The 18,121-nt window shown below is 39.2% G+C and carries 16 protein-coding genes; 13 read left to right on the top strand and 3 right to left on the bottom strand.

Annotated features, from left to right (window positions below; translation table 11 throughout):
- Nucleotides 1-89: 89 nt before the first annotated feature.
- Entirely contained in the window at nucleotides 90-1,520 is a 1,431-nt protein-coding gene (locus tag AC57BQ_RS08730) for an alpha-L-fucosidase (RefSeq protein WP_496405903.1), read from the bottom strand.
- Nucleotides 1,521-1,700: 180 nt separating this feature from the next.
- Here AC57BQ_RS08730 and AC57BQ_RS08735 point away from each other — a divergent pair, with 180 nt between their 5' ends.
- The 5 genes from AC57BQ_RS08735 to AC57BQ_RS08755 all read left to right on the top strand — a co-directional run bounded on the left by AC57BQ_RS08735 (nucleotide 1,701) and on the right by AC57BQ_RS08755 (nucleotide 9,840).
- The gene (locus AC57BQ_RS08735) at nucleotides 1,701-2,348 is read left to right on the top strand and encodes an RNA polymerase sigma-70 factor (RefSeq protein ID WP_496405904.1); all 648 of its coding nucleotides are present in this window, start codon (nucleotides 1,701-1,703) and stop codon (nucleotides 2,346-2,348) included.
- Between the two features lie 52 nt (nucleotides 2,349-2,400).
- Entirely contained in the window at nucleotides 2,401-3,486 is a 1,086-nt protein-coding gene (locus tag AC57BQ_RS08740) for a FecR family protein (RefSeq protein ID WP_496405905.1), read from the top strand.
- A 215-nt stretch (nucleotides 3,487-3,701) separates the two neighbouring features.
- Nucleotides 3,702-7,019 carry a SusC/RagA family TonB-linked outer membrane protein gene (locus AC57BQ_RS08745; protein WP_496405906.1) on the top strand — a complete coding sequence of 1,106 codons (3,318 nt, stop codon included), beginning with the start codon at nucleotides 3,702-3,704 and terminating at the stop codon, nucleotides 7,017-7,019.
- A 10-nt stretch (nucleotides 7,020-7,029) separates the two neighbouring features.
- Complete coding sequence (locus AC57BQ_RS08750; RefSeq protein ID WP_496405907.1) at nucleotides 7,030-9,210, top strand: glycoside hydrolase family 3 N-terminal domain-containing protein; 2,181 nt, start codon at nucleotides 7,030-7,032, stop codon at nucleotides 9,208-9,210.
- A gap of 300 nt (nucleotides 9,211-9,510) precedes the next feature.
- The gene (locus AC57BQ_RS08755) at nucleotides 9,511-9,840 is read left to right on the top strand and encodes a hypothetical protein (RefSeq protein WP_496405908.1); all 330 of its coding nucleotides are present in this window, start codon (nucleotides 9,511-9,513) and stop codon (nucleotides 9,838-9,840) included.
- Nucleotides 9,841-9,852: 12 nt separating this feature from the next.
- Here AC57BQ_RS08755 and AC57BQ_RS08760 read toward each other — a convergent pair whose 3' ends face one another.
- Nucleotides 9,853-10,632, bottom strand: coding sequence for a uracil-DNA glycosylase family protein (locus AC57BQ_RS08760; protein ID WP_496405909.1), 780 nt, complete (start codon nucleotides 10,630-10,632; stop codon nucleotides 9,853-9,855).
- 14 nt (nucleotides 10,633-10,646) lie between these two features.
- Nucleotides 10,647-12,272 carry a carboxylesterase/lipase family protein gene (locus AC57BQ_RS08765; protein ID WP_496405910.1) on the bottom strand — a complete coding sequence of 542 codons (1,626 nt, stop codon included), beginning with the start codon at nucleotides 12,270-12,272 and terminating at the stop codon, nucleotides 10,647-10,649.
- Between the two features lie 131 nt (nucleotides 12,273-12,403).
- Between AC57BQ_RS08765 and AC57BQ_RS08770 the strand changes: the two genes are divergently transcribed.
- The 8 genes from AC57BQ_RS08770 (at nucleotide 12,404) to AC57BQ_RS08805 (ending at nucleotide 18,120) form a co-directional block, all read left to right on the top strand.
- Entirely contained in the window at nucleotides 12,404-13,135 is a 732-nt protein-coding gene (locus AC57BQ_RS08770) for an NUDIX hydrolase (protein WP_496405911.1), read from the top strand.
- A 126-nt stretch (nucleotides 13,136-13,261) separates the two neighbouring features.
- Complete coding sequence (locus tag AC57BQ_RS08775) at nucleotides 13,262-14,116, top strand: VOC family protein (RefSeq protein ID WP_496405912.1); 855 nt, start codon at nucleotides 13,262-13,264, stop codon at nucleotides 14,114-14,116.
- A 77-nt stretch (nucleotides 14,117-14,193) separates the two neighbouring features.
- On the top strand, nucleotides 14,194-14,814 hold the full coding sequence (locus AC57BQ_RS08780) for a dihydrofolate reductase family protein (RefSeq protein ID WP_496405913.1): 621 nt from the start codon (nucleotides 14,194-14,196) through the stop codon (nucleotides 14,812-14,814).
- Nucleotides 14,815-14,895: 81 nt separating this feature from the next.
- Complete coding sequence (locus AC57BQ_RS08785) at nucleotides 14,896-15,117, top strand: hypothetical protein (RefSeq protein ID WP_496405914.1); 222 nt, start codon at nucleotides 14,896-14,898, stop codon at nucleotides 15,115-15,117.
- A gap of 61 nt (nucleotides 15,118-15,178) precedes the next feature.
- Nucleotides 15,179-15,571 carry a VOC family protein gene (locus AC57BQ_RS08790; protein WP_496405915.1) on the top strand — a complete coding sequence of 131 codons (393 nt, stop codon included), beginning with the start codon at nucleotides 15,179-15,181 and terminating at the stop codon, nucleotides 15,569-15,571.
- Nucleotides 15,572-15,978: 407 nt separating this feature from the next.
- Complete coding sequence (locus tag AC57BQ_RS08795) at nucleotides 15,979-16,365, top strand: response regulator (RefSeq protein ID WP_090467906.1); 387 nt, start codon at nucleotides 15,979-15,981, stop codon at nucleotides 16,363-16,365.
- Complete coding sequence (locus tag AC57BQ_RS08800) at nucleotides 16,346-17,434, top strand: sugar transferase (RefSeq protein WP_496405916.1); 1,089 nt, start codon at nucleotides 16,346-16,348, stop codon at nucleotides 17,432-17,434. The genes AC57BQ_RS08795 and AC57BQ_RS08800 overlap by 20 nt, the downstream gene beginning before the upstream one ends.
- Nucleotides 17,435-17,439: 5 nt before the next feature.
- Nucleotides 17,440-18,120: a TolC family protein gene (locus AC57BQ_RS08805; protein WP_496405917.1), complete on the top strand. Its 681-nt coding sequence runs from the start codon at nucleotides 17,440-17,442 to the stop codon at nucleotides 18,118-18,120.
- The last annotated feature ends 1 nt before the right edge of the window (nucleotide 18,121 follow it).

The following is an 18,121-nucleotide window of genomic DNA, read 5'->3' on the forward strand; positions in this document are numbered from 1 at the left end:
AGGTGGGGTGATGGTTTCAAAATTAAACACTGCAATGAACGCAGAATTATACTTGTTTGGTAATTTGATGTGGTTTTTTATCCTATTATTTAATATTCCAGCTTAAAACAGGCTGCCTCATTTAAACCACTGTTTTGTTGCAAACCCACAGGGATACTGATCACTACTTCGTCATTTTGTTGTTTCCATTTCAGATTCTGTTTACTTCCTAATAACATTACCTTCCTGGGCTTACTTGCTTTGATTGAAACAGTTGCAGGCAGTGTTATTTTCTCCTGATCAGATAACATAAAAGCATATATTGCTTTATCATTTTTTGCCTTTGTATAAAAAATATTACCCGTTGAATATGGTGCAACCGACTTAGAGTTATAGATACCTTCTCCATTTATTTTTATCCAGGCACTTATACCTTTTAGGCGTTCGTAAGCAACGGGATCCCAATCGCCGTCAGGGCCTGGACCGATGTTCATCAATAAGTTGCCTCCACGCGATACTATTTTAACTAATAGCTGTACAATTTGCTGTACCGATTTATAATGATCACCAGGAACGTAGCTCCAGGAATTACCCATGGTGATACAGCTTTCCCAAGGATGATCAAGCGGCACTTCAGGTACCTCCTGCTCTGGTGTTGTATAGTTTTCATATTGACCGGATACCGTACGGTCGACAACGATAAGACCTGGTTGTTTTTGTCTACCCATAGCGGCAATTTTGGGCATATCGATATCCTGGTCATATTGTATTCCCCGTTGCCATTCAACGGTGGTATCGATACTGCTTTTAGGACGAACCCATCCTCCATCGAGCCACAGAATATCCACTTTTCCATATCCGGTCATCAACTCACTGATCTGGTTATAAGTAAAGTCCTTAAATTTTTGCCAACGCTCTGGATGCTTTTTAGGGTCATAATTCACATTTCGATCTTTTGGTGGAAAATATGGCCACCAATAATTCTCCGTATGCCAGTCAGGCTTTGAAAAATAGGCCCCTATCATGAAATTTTCCTTGCGAAAGGCGTTGAATACTTCTTTAGTAACATTACTTCTCGGATTAGTTGAAAAAGGTGTTTTGGCGCTGGTAATTTTATAATCTGTTTCTTTAGTATCAAACATGCAAAAACCATCGTGGTGCTTTGTTGTAAATATCACGTATTTCATCCCGGCATCTTTTGCTGCCCGCACCCATTTTTCGGGATTAAACTTCACAGGGTTAAATGTGGTTTGCAGGTTTTCATAAGCAGTTTTATAACCGTTATATGTAGCTCCATATGGGCCACGACGTTGAGTCCATCCCTCGTCTTCGGGGCAAATACTCCAACTTTCAACCACGCCCCACTGGCTATAAGTTCCCCAGTGCATAAAAAGCCCGAATTTAAGATCCTGCCATTCAGTTAACTTCTGGTCAACCAATGGATCACCCGGAGCGACGTACTGTTTGGAAACATTATGTTTTTGCGCCATTACAAATGCGCTAAAAAAGCTTAAAACAAGAAACGTAAAGATTTTTTTCATGTTAAATGGAGTTTAATATAATCGACAACAATAATAGGTGTATTGCTTACACTTTTTAAATTTTTTTAATAAATATTAAAACTTTGCCAATAAAATTTCCATTTTAGCAATTAATGTTTTATTATTGTTATACCGATATTAAGATTTAAATTTAAGTGATTAATTAAAAACTCCCAGGTTTTGAAAGACAGAAAAGTTGATACACTGAACTTGTGGAAACTCATTTGCAACAATGATGATGAAAAGGCCTTTGAGCTTTTATTTCATTTGTTAAATAATTCACTTACTAAATTTTGTATTCTTTATGTTAATCAGCGGGAAATAGCGGAAGAAATTGTATCTGACGTATTTGTTAAATGCTGGTTAAACCGAAAAACCTTAACCGAAATATTAAACCCTGAAACCTACCTGTTTGTAGCCGTAAAAAACCAATCCTTAAATCACATTAAAAAGTACTCCAGCATCCACCTGGTACAGATCGAAGAAACCAACTCCGTTGAATTTGTAAATACTTACAACCCGCAAAGGGAAATTGAGAACAAGGAATTGATCTTTAGAATGGATAAAGCCATTACGGCCCTTCCTCAGCAATGCCGTATCGTGTTCAGGCTGATTAAAGAGGACGGAATGAAATACAAAGAAGTTGCCGAAATTTTAAATATATCACCGCGTACCGTACAAACACAGCTTTTTAGGGCTGTTAAAAAATTAAGTGTTGTTCTAAACAATTATAATAAATTGAACAACCCTAAAGTACATACAAGCAATATATTCAAGGCATTAAGTGTGATTATTGGTATTTTGCAACTATTTTTTATAAACTTGTAGGTATTTTATCAAAAATAGTTGTCCACCTATAAAAAGCACCGAAATATCAAAAATGGGCAATGATAGATTTATAGAGCTGGTTAGTAAAAAATTAACCAATGAAATCAGCTCTGAAGAAAGCGAAGAGCTTCAACATTGCTTAAACTCCGACGAGATAAATCGACGCGATTTCGAGTTCCTTAACATTTACTGGAATAGTAACGATACCGAATTTGCGGATAATGCTTTAGCGTTTCAAAAAATAAAATCAAAAATAAAAGATCAGGAACCGGAGCCTGCCGTAATTTCTATTTCAAAAAGATCTTATCTGTATGTTTGGCGTGCGGCTGCAGCTTTTATCTTACTTGCCGGTTGTTCCTGGCTTTTTTATTCCAGATTTGCTACTCAACACGATAACTCGCTCGCCGCTACCCGAAACGTATGGCAAAATAAAAATACCGTAAAGCGGGAGAAATCAACCATAGTACTTACCGATGGTACACGAATCACCTTGAATTCACAAAGTACACTTAAATATCCTGCTGTATTTACAGGTAAGACCCGGGAAGTTTATTTAAGTGGTGAGGCCTTTTTTGATGTGCATAAAGACCACGAACACCCGTTTATTATTCATACAGAAAAAATGAACATTAGGGTATTGGGTACTGCTTTCAATGTAAAATCCTACCCAAATGACCCACAAAGTGAGACTACGCTTATCAGGGGGACAATAGAAGTTACACTTGACGACAGGCCTTCTGACCGTATTATATTAAAACCAAGTGAAAAACTTATTGTAAAAAATGGTTTATTTAAAACCGTACGCCAAAACGCAACTAAACTTAGTCCGGCTGAAACCAATTCAGGCATGCAATATGTGCTTACTACATTTACCCGCCTGCAGCAGGATGATAGTACTGTTGTTGAAACTTCGTGGACGCAAAATAAATTCATTTTCCGGGATGAAAACTTTACTACTCTGGCAGATCGGATGGAAAGATGGTATGGCGTAGACATCAAATTCAAAAATGAGGCGTTAAAGCGATATCGCTTTAGCGGTGTATTTGAAAAAGAAAGTATAAACCAGGCCCTTGATGCACTACGGATGACCGAAGATTTTAATTATAAGATTAAAAACTCAACCATTTATATTTATTAAATTGCCTATGAAATTAAAGTTTACTTAATATTTAAAGAACTTAGCCCGATGTAACAAATTTCTGAAAAATGGACAATTGTTACATTTTTTTTATATAATTACCTCCACCTGTAAGAGGTCTGGCAGACCTCTATATTCCTTATTAAAATTTATGTAAATTTAAAACACGACGGCGGTGTAAAGGCAAATATTGACTATAAAGTCCTTATTGATAAATGAAATTAACTTGTACTTTAATAATATTCTTTAATTTTCTGATCTTAAGCTCTCATGCCCAAACACGCGTAACCATCAATCAGCAATCGGCGGATTTTCGGAAGGTTTTATCAATAATTGAACACCAGAGTAGTTATCACTTTGTTTATAGCGAACGTAAGGTACCGGTAATGAAAAAGGTAACCATAGATGTGCAGAATGAAGAGGTTATAAAAGTATTAGATAAAATTTTACTGAATTCTGGTTTTGCATATACCGAACTGGCCAACCACCTCGTAGTTATAGCCCCTACTACTGAAATCATTAATGTAATTAAGATAAGCGGTCATGTAACCGGTGAAAAAGGTGAACCTTTAACTGGCGCCACGGTCATGGTAAAAGGCTCAACCGCAGGCACCCCAACGGGAACAGATGGCTTTTTCTCATTTGAAGCTCCGGAAAATTCCATCTTAAGGATCAGTTATGTAGGTTATCAGACAAAAGAGGTAAAGGTATCAGGATCCGCCCCATGTGATATACAATTATCAGTTAGCAATGTACTTAATGAAGTGGTTGTAACCGCGCTTGGTATAAAAAAAGATGAAAAAAAGGTTGGCTATTCTGTGAGCACTATTAGTGGTGATCTGCTTGATAAAGCAAAAGAAACCAATATTGCCTATTCACTTGAAGGCCGGGTTGCAGGTTTAAGTATCAGTGGCGTAAATGGAGGACCGGGTTCATCCGCCCGGATATTATTAAGAGGGGTAACCAGTTTTGGTGCAGCCTCACCCCTGTTCATCATCAATGGTATACCTATTGATAATACACAAAGGGGTACTGCTAATGAATGGGGAGGTGCTGATTTTGGTGATGGCATTAGCAATATTAACCCCGACGATGTGGAAAGTTTGACTGTTTTAAAAGGACAATCCGCTTCAGCATTATATGGGGCCAGAGCTGCCAATGGAGTTATTTTGATCACTACAAAAAGCAGTAAAAAAAATTCCGGATTTGGAGTCGAAATAAACAGTAATTATCAAATAGATAAAGCAGTTAATACCTTAGATTATCAAACAGTTTATGGACAGGGCGAGAATGGCCTGCGACCACAAAATGTTAATGGTGCGATATCAACAGGTAATTTAGGATGGGGCGAAAAGCTGGATGGTAAACCAACTATTCAGTTTGATGGTAAATATTACCCTTACTCCGCCGTAAATGACAACATCAGTAAATTTTACCGTACCGGTTCGTCCAATACCAATACCATAGCATTTAGCGGAGGTGGCGAGAATGGAGGATTCAGGCTTTCGCTCTCAAATCTTAGTAACAACTCTATTGTTCGTAGTAGCGGTTTATCTCGTAAAACTGTAAATCTAACCGCTAACCAAAATGTATCTGCAAAACTCAGCTTTAATATTGTGGCCAATTATATTCAGGAATCATCAAATCTTAAACCAAACTTAAGCGATGGGCCGATGAATGCCAACAATATAGAATACCTTGCCGCTAATGAAAACCAGGCCGCGCTAGCCCCTGGAACAAATGCCGATGGTTCAGAACTACGTTGGAATAATGACTCTTTTGTAACTAATCCTTATTTCGCTGTAAATAAATTCGTTAATAATATCAGTCGTCAACGACTTATTGCTGCTATAGCAACAAAGTACAATTTTAATAACTGGCTTTATGTACAGGCAAGGCTAGGTAACGATGTTTTATATGATAAAAGATTATCGATCATACCTACTGGTACTGCTTTCAGCCCTGGGGGAGCCGGTGATATTGACGAACAATCAGAAACGCAACGATCTGAATTAAATACAGATATACTAATTGGTGCAAAACACGACATCGTCAAAAATCTGCTTAATTTTGATATATCAGGTGGGGCAAGCTTACGTAAAAATAGTTATGAATATACCAAGCTTTTTGGAGGCCCTTTTATTATTCCCTATTTTTATAGTTATGAGAATTTAACTGTAAAAAACAGTACTTACAGTTATAAGAGCAGTGAAACGCATTCGGCCTATTATACTGCTGATTTTTCGATCAAAAAATACCTGACCATTAACAATACCGGTAGGTTTGATGCTTACTCGACCCTACCTGCAGGGCATCGTGGTATATTTACTCCATCAGTATCAGCAAGTTTTATATTTTCAGAGCTTACACATATTCCTGCACTTGATTTTGGCAAACTCCGCGTTTCGTACGCCCAAACCAGCGGAGAACCTTCCGACACTTATATTACATCCCAATATTATACCATTAATAATTCTGTTAATGGTGTTCCTGCGGCTGGCTTTTCTAGTACTCTTCCTAATTTATTTTTAAAACCTTATACCTTAACCGAAACCGAAGTTGGTATCGATCTTAAATTTCTGAATGGCCGCTTAGGTTTAGACGCTGCTTTTTTTCATCGAAAAACAAGAAATGAAATAATTAAGGGTGATCTGGATATATCATCAGGCTTTGCAACGCGGTTTATTGGTACGGGTTCAACTCAAAATAGCGGTATTGAAATTGAATTAAACGGAACCCCATTTAAAACAATCAATTTTGTCTGGGCTCCCTCTTTTAATTTTACCTACGTACAAAATAAGATACTCCAAACCGATGGGACTACCCAATCCTCAAATATCAGCTTTGGAACTTACCGGCCTCTGAATGCAACCACAGCATTAGTTAAAGGTTTACCCGGGCCACAGATCATGGCGAATGATTATCTGCGTAATGCCAGCGGACAGATCGTATTTGATGCCAATGGTCTACCTTTAGCGGGGCCGCGTGTGCCGATGGGAAGCGCAGTGCCTAAAATTTATGGCGGCTTTAACAATAATTTTACGTACAAAAACCTAAACCTTTCTTTCCTGATCGATTACAGGTATGGAAATAAAATATTATCAGCCACTAACTACAACAGCATTTACAGGGGACTGAACAAACTAACGCTTATCGGTCGTGAAGATGGTGTTGTTGGTGATGGTGTAACGCTTTCAGGGGCTAAGAATACGGTATCTGTACCGGCTGAAAATTACTACCAGGCTTTGGCGCGAAATATATCGGCATTAAATGTTCTGGATGGTAGTTTTATTAAATTGCGACAGGTTACCCTTGGATACACTTTTTCAAAAGGTCTTTTAAGAAGTTCTCCTTTTGAAGGTATAACCGTATCTTTAGTGGGTCGTAATCTTTGGACAATTATGAAACATTCAGATAATATCGATCCTGAATCGGGCTTCTCGCCCGATATTAAATACGCAGGTATCGAAGGCGCAAGCTTACCTCCTACTCATACATATGGAATTAACCTTAATATTAAACTCAAAAAGTAATTGCAAAAAAATGGCTCCAACCATAAAAAATCTTACCAGATCGTCAGTCGTTATAATGGCTATATTGTTTATTAGTGTTGCTACCAAAGCGCAACAAAAACTTTTTTATAAAGACGCTTCGCAATCGATTGAGGTAAGAGTAAAAGATCTATTATCCAAACTCACACTGGAAGAAAAAATATCCCTTCTGGGTTATCGCAGCCAGGCAGTACCCCGCTTAGGTATACCAGCATATAACTGGTGGAATGAAGCCCTGCATGGGGTGGCCCGTGCCGGAGAAGCTACTATATTTCCACAGGCCATAGGCATGTCCGCAACGTTCAATGATGATCTTTTAAAACAGGTGTCGACGGCCATATCAACAGAAGCTCGTGCCAAATATAACCTGGCTATAGCTCAGGACAGGCATCTGCAATATATGGGGCTTACCTTCTGGACACCCAATATCAACATCTTCCGCGATCCACGCTGGGGCCGTGGGCAGGAAACTTATGGTGAGGATCCATTTTTAACCGGCCGTATGGGATCGGCATTTGTTAAGGGTTTACAGGGCGATGATCCACGCTACTTAAAAGCTTCCGCTACCGCCAAGCACTTCGCCGTTCATAGCGGCCCCGAAGCAGACCGTGATCGTTTTGACGCTAAGGTAGATGAAAAAGACCTGCGCGAAACCTATTTATATGCTTTCCACGAGCTGGTAGGTGCCGGAGTAGAATCGGTAATGAGCGCTTATAACAGGGTGAATGGTGTACCCAATTCTATCAACAAAGTATTACTTACCGATATTTTACGTAAGGAATGGGGCTTTAAAGGACATGTAGTTACCGATTGCGGTGCGCTTGATGATGTTTATCTGACCCATAAAACTTTACCAACAGCCGTTGAGGTTGCTGCGGCAGCTTTAAAAGCCGGTGTTAATCTGGATTGTTCATCCATCTTGCAGAACGACGGGCTGAAAGCCATTCAGCAAAAGCTACTGACCGAGAAAGATGTGGATGTGGCATTAGGTCCCATTTTAGGTACTGAATTTAAACTTGGCTTTTACGACGATCCGACACTCAATCCTTATCATGGTTATGGTGTAGATAGTATTCATAATACCCAGCATATAGCTCTTGCCCGTAAAGTAGCCCAGCAAAGTATGGTGTTACTTAAAAACGACAAGAATATTTTACCATTGAGCAAAGCCAATGTATCCAGTATTATGGTTGTGGGCCCCAACGCGGCATCTCTTGATGCTATGGTAGCTAATTATCATGGCACAAGCAGTAAGGTAATAAACTTTGTAGAAGGAATCACCGCTGCAGTCAGTAAATCAACCAGGGTTGAATATGACCTGGGGTGTGATTACAAGGATACCACTCATTTCGGCGGGACCTGGGCTGCCGGCAATGCCGATGTCACCATCGCGGTTATCGGGTTATCGCCGGTATTAGAAGGTGAAGCCGGTGACGCGTTTTTATCAAACAGCGGTGGCGACAAAAAAGATCTGAGTTTGCCTGCCAGCGAGATCGCATTTATAAAAGCGTTGAGAAAAGGTGTTAAAACCAAGCCGATTATTGCTGTGATTACAGCTGGTAGTGATGTAGATGTTTCTGCCATAGAACCTTATGTTGATGCGGTTATATTTGCCTGGTACCCTGGCGAACAAGGTGGTAATGCCCTGGCCGATCTGGTATTTGGCGATGTTTCCCCTTCGGGCCACCTACCGCTTACATTCTATAAGGATATGAGCAATCTGCCCGATTACCAGGATTACAATATGAAAGGCCGTACCTATAGGTATTACGACGGCCCGGTTCAGTATCCGTTCGGATTTGGCTTAAGCTATACATCATTTGCTTATACCTTGGATAGCAAACTAAAAAACTCCTACAAAAAGGCAGACACGCTATCCGTAACAGTTAATGTAAAAAATACCGGTAAAATGAATGGTGATGAGGTTGTTCAAGCTTACGTAGAATACCCTAAGCTTGAAAGGATGCCTATTAAGGAATTAAAAAGCTTTAAACGCATTAGCCTGGCAAAAGATAGTGAAGGATCGGTTACATTAAAAATACCTGTCCGGGATCTGCAAAAATGGGATCTGGCTACCCACCAATGGAAAATATATCCCGGCAAATACAAATTAGTGCTGGGCAGTAACTCTGCTGATGAAAAAGCAAGCATCGTTTTTAATGTAGCTAAGTAAAATATGATGAGGTATGATATCCTGAACGGTTCAGGATATCATACCTCATTTACTACAATATAAGTCAATGGATCTAATCCCTGAGCATGCTGGACATTTTGTTACAAAAGATGGTTTACATGGTTTACACTTTTCATGGTTAAAATTTATTTATATAATTGAAAATCAATAAATTATATAAATTTTACGTCATATTTTGGGTTTACACTGGTAACCATGATGCAACGCACCCCATGTCTTATTTAAGTTTACCAAAACAATTCCATACACCTTTTGTCTATAAACTTAAATCAACATATCATGATTACCAGCGGCGTTACAATCGGGATAAATAAGCAAGATGGCACTCCTATTAACATTGCCATTGATCCGGTAGATGCAAATAAGGCTCAATCGGAAACCGCAAATTCTGGTACTTATAAATTATACCGGGATACCGATAGCGCTAAGACATTTGATAAGGGCTATCTCGGCGCCATAACTCTGGATGGAACAGATAATAGCTACCAATACTCCGGTGGTACGGAACTCACCGACTTTGAGCTGAAACAGCTGGCAGATTTTATACGCGGTTATCACGCTACCGGGAAAGAATTTGATGACCATAATCGGTATATCACTACCAAGTGATATACTATCCACTTACAAAAGAACTTTATTAAACTCCCGGATATATTTATCAATATAATCTTGTTTTGTTCTTGCCTTGTATTGCATAATGTACCTTGGATGTTCCAACGCGATGATCTGTTTGAAAAACTGTTTCTCATCGTTTAGTTTTCGTAAAAAAGCTTCATTCTTCCCGGTTCCAAAGCAAAAACAAACATCCGTTTCAAAACCTATGGCTATTTGTTTCCGTATATTTTCTACTATAAAGGGGTATACCGCTTTTTGTAATGCCGGCGTGTCATAATAGTTGTAATTCGTTTCCTTTCCATTGCTGCCTCTAATGGTAAAACCCAGCGGACAAACAGAATGGATATAAAACTGCTCATAGAACTCCGATATGCCCCCAAATGCACCTATCATTTCGTAAACATATTCTGATGATGGCTCATGTGTCATTGGGCCTTCAAAAGGTATCTGGCATTGATTGATCATTCTTTTTGGATCCGTAAATGATACTCCTGTCATACCAGAGCCAAACCTGCCCGGGTTAATACCCAATATTAAATGCCGGGGATGGTCATCGCTGTAATACTTGCGGTAAAACTGGGTAGAAACCTGCATGGCTGGCCCGTTCTCTTTAAAGGGGTTCATAATGCTGATGCCAGATGGCAATACTCCAGCAAACTCAAGCTGCTGGTTAAAGGAAATTATTCTATCGGCAAAAGTGCTCATATTAAGCGCTAACTTATTTAAAAAGAACCGGTACAAAAAATAAAATCCCGGTTCCAATTGGTAACCGGGATCTATAAGCATCAGTTAGTCAATAATTACTTCATATATTCCTTATCCAGGAACAGGTAACGGGCCCGGTTTACTTCGGTTTTAAGCTGACTTACAACGTTAATAGTCATAAATTTCACATGATCATTATCCTTAATCGCTTCCCATTTAGGCTGACCATTCCCATTCGGGTTACCCGTTTTTATAAAATTGGCAAAGTAGTTTTCCATAGTAGCAGATACTTTGTAATCGTCAGGTGTCCAGGCATAAACCTTATTACTGGCCAGGTTACCCATCGCATATTCAATTTCCGAAGCATGCGGAGCGCCTACAACCACAGGTTTAGGAGCCGCTGCTTTAGAGGCATCCCCCTTTACTACACCACCGGCAAGGCCAGGTGTTGCATTACCCATTTGAGCCGTCATAGCCGGGCGTATGCGGGCAAACTCATAACGATACACTGGTTTGCCACCTGTTTTTACCTGCAGGTCAGCCCATTTCCAGGTGCTGTAAACTATAAAACGATCACTGGACAAAGCGGTTGCCGACCAGATCACCTCATCATTTGTTGATGCAGGATATAACTTTAAAGCCTCGTCGGCACGGTCGCCGTAAAGTTGTTTTAATACTTTGGTATAATTTTCAAGACTTGGCGTATCACCTCTGAACAGAAATTGATAAGGTACTTCCGCAGAGTTCCATCCCACCAAAAGAGGTACATGAGCCTGCTCGCCGGCTTCAAAAATTTCAGGTAAGGATTTTGGCAATAAGTAACCATCAATGGTAGCCGAGGTTGCTCCGGCCGAGAAAACAGAATCAAGTAATTGTTTTGCAGGCAAAGCTCTCAGTTCAGCTAAGGAATTAGCTTTCAGTCGTACTGCAAAATCTGCTCCCTTTTTCTCACCCTCAGCCAGCGGAATCGGGAAAAGGGTTGGATTGATGCCCGCCCCGCTTTCTCCAATGGCACCTGCTATCAAGTCTTTGGATAATGGAGAAGCCATTTGTACCGATACTGAAATTGAACCGGCCGATTCACCGGCAATGGTAACCCGTTTAGGGTCGCCGCCAAATGCAGCAATATTTTTTTGCACCCACAACAAAGCAGCATGCTGATCAAGATACCCATAATTCCCGGAGGAATGATTAGGTGATTCTTTGGTTAGCTCCGGGTGGGCAAAAAAACCAAATATCCCCAACCTGTAATTTACCGTAAGTGCCACAATACCTTTTTTAGCCATACTTTCCCCATCATAACGTGGCTCAGATCCATCACCTGCCGCTAATCCACCACCATAAAAATAAACCAATACCGGAAGCTTTTCCTTGCTGGTTTTAGCAGGCGTCCAAACATTCAGGTACAAACAATCTTCGCTCATGCCGGCCGAACGGAAACCCATATCACCAAATATGGGCTTCTGCATGGGGTTATGCCCAAAATGATCGGCTTTTAATACCCCCTGCCAATTTTGGGCAGGTTGCGGCTCTTTCCACCGCAGGTCACCTACGGGAGATTGTGCGTAAGGGATACCCTTAAATATCAAAATGGGCGATCCTGCTTCCCTTGTACCTTCCACTACCCCATTCTGCGTGGTTACCTGGGTGCTTGTTTGAGCATGCACTTTTACAGCAACAATTTGTGTAAGCAGCAATACTGCTAATAATGTTTTCTTCATATCGGTTATAATTGCTAATTGGCTTAAAATGAATAGATTTATATTATTGTATCATTTTGTTACAATAATAAATTAAATTTAATTAAGCATCAATTTTTTTGTTAATTGCCTCCTGATTTTTACAATAATAAATGGACAACGAGTTTATAAAGCAGGAAATGAACGTTACCGGCGAAGGCTTTTTACCAGGCCTGGCTATTGATACAGTTATTTTTGGTTTTCATGATGATGAACTCAAAGTTCTGCTCTTGAGTTATAAGCATACAGATTTATATGCACTCCCCGGTGGCTTTGTACATGTTGACGAAGATGTTAACGAAGCCGCCCGCCGCGTTTTGTTTAGCCGTACCGGGCTTATCAATATTTTTTTGGAGCAGTTTTATGTATTTGGCGATAAAAGCCGGCACGATGCTACACCCCTTAAAACCATTATGAAAGCCCGTGGCTTTACGCCCCCCGAAGACCATTGGTTGTTAAAGCGGTTTGTATCTGTAGGTTATTATGCTTTGGTTGATTTTACCAAAGCTATTCCTACACCCGATAGCATATCTGACAGTTGTGATTGGTTTGGTTTGGATAATTTGCCCACCTTAATGCAGGATCATCGACAAATCATTGATAAGGCTTTAAAAACCCTGCAAGCCAACCTTGATCATAAACTCATCGGCTTCAATCTCCTGTCAGAAAATTTTACCATGGGCGATCTGCAACGGCTTTATGAAACTGTTTTAAATAAAAAACTGATCCGTGCCGCATTTCAGCGTAAAATGCTGGGTTTAGGGATACTGGAACGGCTTGCCAAAAAATGGACTGGAGGGGCTCATAAAGCACCCTATTTGTACCGTTTTGTTGCCAGAGATTAGCATTATGTCATAATCAGCCCCTTAATTGTCGTATTCACCCCTTTCGCATCCTGTTTGATGAAGGTAAATTTGATCTGTCAGTAATTCATAAATAACAGACCAACAAATACTTAAATTAGACAGAAGATGATAACAATTAACCCCTATTTGAATTTCGCCGGTAATACAGAAGAAGCGTTTAACTTTTACAGATCAGTTTTTGGAGGAGAGTTTTTGGCCTTAATACGTTATAAAGATACTTTTGAAGCCGAACGCACACCCGATGCCGATAAGGATAAATTAATGCATGTAGCCTTACCCATGGGTAAGGGAAATGCGTTGATGGGTACTGATGTTTCAGGTCAAATGGCTAATGATCTGGTTCAAAGCAACAGTTTTTATATCTGCATGAACGGCGAGACACCTGAGGAAACAGAAAAATTATTTAACGCCCTTGCTGTTGGTGGCAAAGTTGTTTACCCATTTGATAAAGCGCCCTGGGGCGGTTATTTCGGTCAGCTGATAGATCAGTTTGGCATTCAATGGATGGCCGATTCGATGAATACCATCAACCCTTACCTTAATTTTGCAGGCAATACCGAAGATGCATTTAATTTCTACCGCTCTGTTTTTGGCGGTGATTTTTTCATGCTGATCCGTTTCAAGGATAGCCCTGAAGCCGATCACACCCCTAAAGAAGATTTAGATAAACTAATGCATATATCCTTACCCATTGGCGAAGTCGGAAAAGGGAATGTACTCATGGCTACCGATGCTACGGGTAAAATGGGAGAAGGTTTTGAACGCGGTAATAACTGTCACCTTACTATTAACGGGGGTACTGTAGAAGAAACGAGAATATTATTTAATGCGCTTGCAGCCGGTGGAGGAACGGTAGTTTGTCCATTTGATAAAGCGCCCTGGGGCGGCAGTTACTTTGGTATGGTAACCGATCAGTTTGGTGTTCAGTGGATGGCCGATTCTGTCGATGATCAACAATAATATATCTCAAACATCGACAGTTCCAACAATCAAACCAAAGGACAAAAATCAACTTCGACAAACAATAAATAAAAATTATGAGCAGAATTATCTTTGACAGCGGAATATCACTTGATGGCTTTTTCGCAGGCGATAACAGAAGTCCAAGCAACCCAATGGGCGGCGTTTCACAAAACATCCATATGTGGATGTTTAAACAAAAGGCATTTTGGAAACACATTAATATGGAAGGCGGTGAAGAATATGGTGCAGACAGTAAACTAATTGATGATATGCTTGCAAGAACAGGTTCATACATTATGGGAAAACGAATGTTTGAAGAAGGCGAAGTCCATTGGGAAGAAGATATATTTAAGGCAAATGTTTATGTTCTGACACACGAAGAACGCGAGCCCTGGGTTCAAAAAGGGACAACAACTTTTTATTTCATCAATGACGGAATACAAAGCGCATTAGAAAAAGCAAAACAATCAGCCAAAGGAAAGGACATAAGAATACAGGGTGGTGCCAATACTATTCAACAATATCTCAATGCAGGTCTTGTGGACGAATTTTTCATTCACATTGCTCCCGTTTTTTTAGGAAGTGGTATCCGGCTGTTTGACGGCATTGACAAAGACAAATATGATCTCCAGATTGTGGAGGTAATACCAGCAGACTTAACAACACACTTGAGATACAAACTGACGAAGAAATAATTGTTTAAGTTATATCACTAGTCCCTTGTGTTTATGCAAGGTTCCATTGAAGCAGGCAATAGCGTATTTAAGAAAGTCAATATGAATGTCGAAGTTTTTAAAACCAATGTAAGCACACGTCGGTATGCCAATAAACTGGTCAATCAGATCCACAAAACGTTTACACATTACAATGCAAATTTTGATCTGGACGACTGTGATAAGATATTACGTATTCAATGTACTAAAGGTGTTATTGGATCCAGGAAACTTATTATTTTTTTAAAAGATTATGGTTGCCTGGCGGAAGTTCTACCCGGTTAAAGTTTTAGGCCGTCAAACAAAAATCAATTAATTTACTTATTAATTAATAAAGCAAAAGGTCATGTTAGATTATAATAACGCATTTAGTAGTTTTTCAGTAGACGATTTAGCCCAGGCAAAAGAGTTTTATGGCAAAACCCTTGGTCTCCATATTAACGATGATAAAGAAATGCCTAACCTCTTGAACCTTCAACTAAACGACGATGACGTTATCCTGATTTATCCTAAGCCAAATCACCAGGCAGCCACCTTCACTATACTTAATTTCACTGTGAAAGACATTGAAAAAACGGTTGATGAGCTAACAAACCTCGGCGTAAAATTCATTATTTACGATGATGAAAATTTCAAAACCAATGAAAAAGGGATCTTAAAAGGCGACGAGCGCGGTCCAACCATAGCCTGGTTTAACGATCCTGCCGGCAATATTTTATCGCTTATTGAGAAGTCTTAAGTAATTACGCTATTTGCTTTTTAAAACAAAAGCGTAATTATTGCTTACATATCACATCAACTCATAGTAAATTTATTCCCTAACAGGGAATAAATTCCTCAATTATCCACTCCCGGGTAAAAGCGATATACGGTTTAAAAGATGGATCAACGCCCATATTGCTTTCTACAAGCATAATATGAGTGTGTTTACAAATAAAACGGCTTTCAAAACCGTAGCAGGCACTATTTGCACACTTTCGGTATAGTAATTGAATAGGTATCCCAAATTGAATGTTAGTGCTTAACTTTTACATTTCACCACTAAATAATCCTTTCGCAGGAATTTAATAAAGGTCACTGCACTGATCATTTACAATTAAAACATGTTTACAACTAAATTAATTCAGGTTTTATAAATCTTCAGGAATGAAAAAAACCCTACTTATTGTTGATGACGATTTAAGTATTTTAAAGTTACTCAACTTTATCCTTTCAAAGGATTATGATATAGTTGTTAAAAATAACGGGATCGACGCCTTTGGCTGGCTTGAGGATGGCAACATGCCCGAGTTAATAATTTCCGATCTTCAAATGCCTTATTTTGATGGTCAGTCATTTGTGAAAAATGTCAAGATCAGCGGTTTTTATCGTGACCTGCCCGTGATATTGCTTTCAGCTGCTCACGACCTTGATGAACAAGTAAGTAAAATGCCTTTTAAGGTTGATGCCTGCATTCACAAGCCATTTAAGCCCAGCGAGTTAAAAACAGCCATTAACCAACTTTTACAAGTTTATGAATCAACAAACATCTGATTGGAACGAAAATTCAGGTTCCCATGTCAGGATTGCTTACGCAGGCCAGGCATTAAAAGAGTTGGTTTTTGCTGGCCTTAATGAGAATTTCAAAGTAGCTTACAACGACTCCATTGGCCAGCTTGAAGAGTATTTAGGTAATCAATCCATTTTAACTGTTCCGGATATTATTTTAATGGAAGTTGATGCTAACGGTGAGTGTTTTAAAATGGTGGAGGAGATCAAAAAAAGCTTTTTATTGCATGGATCGATCATCGTTCTTTTATCATCAATTGATGATAAAAGCCTTAAATTAAAAGCCATGCAGTTAAAAGTGCACGATTTTTATAGTGTACCCTTCCTGATCGATAACCTGCGCGAGCGCCTTAACTTCCTGGTTACGTTTAAACTGATCAGACCAAGATTATTGGAGCTTTCTAAAGAAGTAGATACCACTTATAAGATGCCATTTGGTAAGCGTTTAATTGACTTACTTATATCTTGCAGTATGTTATTTGTGTTATCTCCGATATTCCTCATCATTGCTATACTAATTAAATTGGATTCAAAAGGTCCAGTGTTTTATAGAAGCAAACGGGTTGGTACTGGTTATAAAGTATTCGATTTTTATAAATTCAGATCGATGCGCACCGACGCTGACCAGTTACTGGCAAAATTATCAACAGAAAGCAATCAATATGCGTCTGAAACAGGAACCGATAAAGCCGCGTTTGTAAAGATCAAGAACGACCCACGTATTACCAAGCTCGGACAATTTTTACGCAATTCAAGTCTTGATGAATTACCTCAGTTGTTTAACATCCTGGTAGGTGATATGTCTGTAGTAGGCAACCGCCCATTACCAGTTTATGAAGCAGAAATGTTAACTTCAAACGAATGGTCAATGCGTTTCCTGGGTCCGGCAGGTTTAACCGGCCTTTGGCAGATCAGCAAAAGAGGAAAAGAAGACATGTCTGAGCGTGAAAGAAAAAAATTAGATAATTTTTATGCTCAGAAATATTCTATTTGGTTAGATTTAAGGATTATTATGGGAACTATACCTGCACTATTCCAAAAAGAAAAAGTATAAAACTAATGAACAAAAATATTATAAAGCTTTCCCTTTTATTAATCCTTATCGTTTTTACAAATAATATATATGCACAGGAATCTTTTATCAAAGATATCTCCTACCCATATCTCGAAAAACTGATAGCAACTGCAAAGAAAAACTACCCGGAAGTTAAGTTAAGACAAAGCCAGGTTAACGCAGCCAAAAGCAATTACAATGCTACCAAATTCGCATGGCTCGATGGTTTAACGGCATCTTATATCTATAGTCCACAAAATTCTATTAATCTTTCTACTCCTACTATTTTTAAAGGTTATCAATTAGCCGTATCCCTTAACATAGGTCAGCTACTAAAAAATCCGGCCACAACCAATGCGGCTAAAGAGACGTATAAAGTAGCAGAGTATCAGCAAAGCGAATATTTATTAAGCCTTGAGGCCCAGGTAAAACGCTTTTATTTTGCCTATCTGGAAGCTCAGGCCGAACTCAGGTTACGATCAAACGCGGTACTTGACGCTGAAGGTGCTGTTAAGCAATTAAAATACGCCTTTCAGAAAGGTGAAACTACTTTTCAGATCTATAACGAACAATTAAACAGCCTTTACAATCAAAACTCATTTAAAGTACAAGCTGAATTGGCCACATTTACAGCGAAAACCAATCTGGAAGAATTATTGGGTACTAAGTTAGAAGAGATTAAATAAT

The organism is Mucilaginibacter sp. BGA-UO-ETr-C110, assembly GCF_059567985.1.

Bases quoted from the DNA above. Each gene is read 5' to 3' on its own strand.
- AC57BQ_RS08730 (WP_496405903.1), bottom strand. From the start codon at position 1,520: ATGAAAAAAATCTTTACGTTTCTTGTTTTAAGCTTTTTTAGCGCATTT.
- AC57BQ_RS08740 (WP_496405905.1), top strand. From the start codon at position 2,401: ATGGGCAATGATAGATTTATAGAGCTGGTTAGTAAAAAATTAACCAAT.
- AC57BQ_RS08745 (WP_496405906.1), top strand. From the start codon at position 3,702: ATGAAATTAACTTGTACTTTAATAATATTCTTTAATTTTCTGATCTTA.
- AC57BQ_RS08750 (WP_496405907.1), top strand. From the start codon at position 7,030: ATGGCTCCAACCATAAAAAATCTTACCAGATCGTCAGTCGTTATAATG.
- AC57BQ_RS08755 (WP_496405908.1), top strand. From the start codon at position 9,511: ATGATTACCAGCGGCGTTACAATCGGGATAAATAAGCAAGATGGCACT.
- AC57BQ_RS08760 (WP_496405909.1), bottom strand. From the start codon at position 10,632: ATGCTTATAGATCCCGGTTACCAATTGGAACCGGGATTTTATTTTTTG.
- AC57BQ_RS08765 (WP_496405910.1), bottom strand. From the start codon at position 12,272: ATGAAGAAAACATTATTAGCAGTATTGCTGCTTACACAAATTGTTGCT.
- AC57BQ_RS08770 (WP_496405911.1), top strand. From the start codon at position 12,404: ATGGACAACGAGTTTATAAAGCAGGAAATGAACGTTACCGGCGAAGGC.
- AC57BQ_RS08775 (WP_496405912.1), top strand. From the start codon at position 13,262: ATGATAACAATTAACCCCTATTTGAATTTCGCCGGTAATACAGAAGAA.
- AC57BQ_RS08780 (WP_496405913.1), top strand. From the start codon at position 14,194: ATGAGCAGAATTATCTTTGACAGCGGAATATCACTTGATGGCTTTTTC.
- AC57BQ_RS08785 (WP_496405914.1), top strand. From the start codon at position 14,896: ATGAATGTCGAAGTTTTTAAAACCAATGTAAGCACACGTCGGTATGCC.
- AC57BQ_RS08790 (WP_496405915.1), top strand. From the start codon at position 15,179: ATGTTAGATTATAATAACGCATTTAGTAGTTTTTCAGTAGACGATTTA.
- AC57BQ_RS08795 (WP_090467906.1), top strand. From the start codon at position 15,979: ATGAAAAAAACCCTACTTATTGTTGATGACGATTTAAGTATTTTAAAG.
- AC57BQ_RS08800 (WP_496405916.1), top strand. From the start codon at position 16,346: ATGAATCAACAAACATCTGATTGGAACGAAAATTCAGGTTCCCATGTC.
- AC57BQ_RS08805 (WP_496405917.1), top strand. From the start codon at position 17,440: ATGAACAAAAATATTATAAAGCTTTCCCTTTTATTAATCCTTATCGTT.